Source organism: Fibrobacter sp. UWEL (genome assembly GCF_900142535.1).
GTDB lineage: Bacteria > Fibrobacterota > Fibrobacteria > Fibrobacterales > Fibrobacteraceae > Fibrobacter.
This window is the reverse complement of record NZ_FRBE01000050.1, coordinates 1-2,494: the sequence shown is the minus strand read 5'-3', so window position 1 is coordinate 2,494 and position 2,494 is coordinate 1. Positions and strand designations below refer to the sequence as shown.

Genomic DNA, 2,494 nt, shown 5'->3' with positions numbered 1-2,494 from the left:
TGTAGATGTAAAGATAGCCTACGAATGGGAATCGGAATCGAGAGATTCATCTAGCAAGGCTGCCTAAATGCTTCCACACATGTTGATGATGCCTCCCAAAAACTCACCGATCTCCACTGAACCAGCAAGCAATGGTCAAAGGAATGAACACACAATATAAATAAGCTGCACCGTCCAATCTTTCGCAAAGAAAACCAAAATATCTTTTTACCGTCATAAAAGTTTTCAACAAACTTGAAGAGCATAAAAAAACACATTAACGCAGCCATTATATCTATCACCACGAAATAACTATATACGTTAGCATGTAATTCTACATTCGAAAATCCCATACACCATATCCAACAAGCACAACACACCGGAAACAGATTTTCAAAACGCTCCAAAATTTTGTATTTACGCAACAGAATTCCTGTATGAAAGAATGACAACGCCCCCAATGCAGGAAAAAAAGAAAAAAAGGCATTTTCTCCAACAGCAACAAAATATTTTGCTAGCGCAGCAATACACAAAACAAATACGGAAGATATATAAACATGTTTAGTAAAGCCTATTCTCTGCATTATCGAATAAATAATTCGAACAAAAAAGAGAGCGCACAAAAACCATAAAGGGCCAATATACAAAGGGGATTCAAAAAAAGACAATTGAGTCCAAGAGCTTCCACCCCAAAGTGCAGAGAAAAAAGCCATTGACGTATTTTTTCCCAACGAACATCTATCAAAAAAAACGAACGAAAAAAAACAAAGACAACAACTAGTTATGGCATATGGCAACAGCAAACCTTTTGCAGAAGAAACACATTCTTCGCCAATCGACCTTTCTTTCATGAGATATCCAGATATAAAAAAGAACAATGGCATGTGAAACGAAAAAATAAGATGTCGAATAGAGCCATACTGAGGTGTATGGCCAAGAATCACAAAAATAATTCCAATTCCCTTAAGAACGTCAAATGTTGGGTTTCGTGATTTATATTCGATTTCCATACATTATTTTCTCATACTGAAGACTTCTTTGCAGCAACAAAGAATCAAGCGAGGCTCTCTTTATTTTTTCTAGTAACGTTGAATCTTGAGAAAAAAGGGATACTCCGAAAGATAATTTATGATTTTCAATTTTTGCGCCTAACGCCTCCATAATTGTTGGATACATATCAAAGGACGAGAATATTCTTTCATTTTTCATGCTATGAATTTCTGAATTCAAAATAAAGTTAATCGTACGTTTTTCTTTTTTTCCCAAATATCCCACCACATCACCCGCTGCCATCGTTGGATGATCGCCTGTAACAACAATTAACGTATTTTCATACCAACTTTGTCGCCTAGACCACTCAATAAAATGCTTTAGCATTTCGTCAGCACAAGAAATCACAAGAGGATACTGATGTTCTTCAGGTATATTTTCATCATACGACGAACAAGACGAATCTATATACCCGTAGGGAGTATGCGTATCTACAGTTAGCAATATCATAGCAAATGGATTATCTTCAACTGAAAGTTTTTGTAAATCCATTTTTGCAAGTTCATACAACTTGTTATCAGGGATTCCCCAAAATTTGAAATCATCTTTTGAAAATAGGTTTTCCCTTTCAAAATAAAGATAGTCATGTATTGAGTCTAAACCATGCGAGGCAAAGAAATGATTCTTTGACATAAACCCCGCACTCGAACCTATATCAAAGACCATATTATATGAATTCTCTTTTAAATAATCCGTCAAACATTTTGCACCAGGTAGATAATTCCTAACCCCAACAACATTCGCAGATATTCCCACAGGAAAGTTTATTGGAACCCCGCATGTTTGTGACACAATCCCCGCAATAGTCCAATTTGTTCCCGCAACGCTAGTTCCTCCAGGGAAAAACGAGTCATTCTCTTGCATCATCTTAGTAATATATGGAATTCTATTTTCAGCAAGACTTCCACCATTCAAAGAGTCACCAAAATTAGTTTCCATTGATTCCATAAAAATCCATATCAAGTTTTTCTTTTTTTCCGGAAACACAACCGCAACCGATTCAGGATCCACGTAAAAATTCTCATATAATGAAGATGACATGGGATTGCATAAAGCTCTTGTATACGCATTTATATATTGAACAAAAGGTATCGAGAAAAAAAATTGCTTAACACAAATCACAGAAAGGACAAGCATCACAGACAACTCAACCAGATTTCTTCTTATTTTCACCCTCTTTTTTTTTGCAACTAGACAAACAAAGTTGCAAATAAAAAAAACAATTCCTGAATAAGCAAATGCTTTCAAAAATGTAGATGCAAGCATTTCAAGAACAAAGCTCTGAGATCCTTGCATATTTTGCGAAAGCGTAAATAACACAGCCTCAGGATTATTTAATGGAAAATTTCGTTCCAAAAAAGGAATGATTTCCCCCTTCCTCAGGTCAAAATGTCCGCTTTCAATTTCTAAAAACGGGGCGGAAAGGGGACTTTCATGTCCAGAAAAACTACCGATACAACCCTCA

General features: G+C 35.9%; 2 protein-coding genes. Both read right to left on the bottom strand.

Translation table 11 applies throughout. The annotated features are described in order from the left end of the window. Positions 1–50: 50 nt before the first annotated feature. A complete protein-coding gene (locus tag BUB59_RS14820) occupies positions 51–989 on the bottom strand; it encodes an acyltransferase family protein (RefSeq protein ID WP_073231410.1) in 939 nt (312 codons plus the stop codon). Further along, positions 973–2,494 (bottom strand): sulfatase-like hydrolase/transferase (locus tag BUB59_RS14815; protein ID WP_073231408.1); only part of this gene is annotated, 1,522 nt, incomplete at its 5' end. The genes BUB59_RS14815 and BUB59_RS14820, both read right to left, overlap by 17 nt.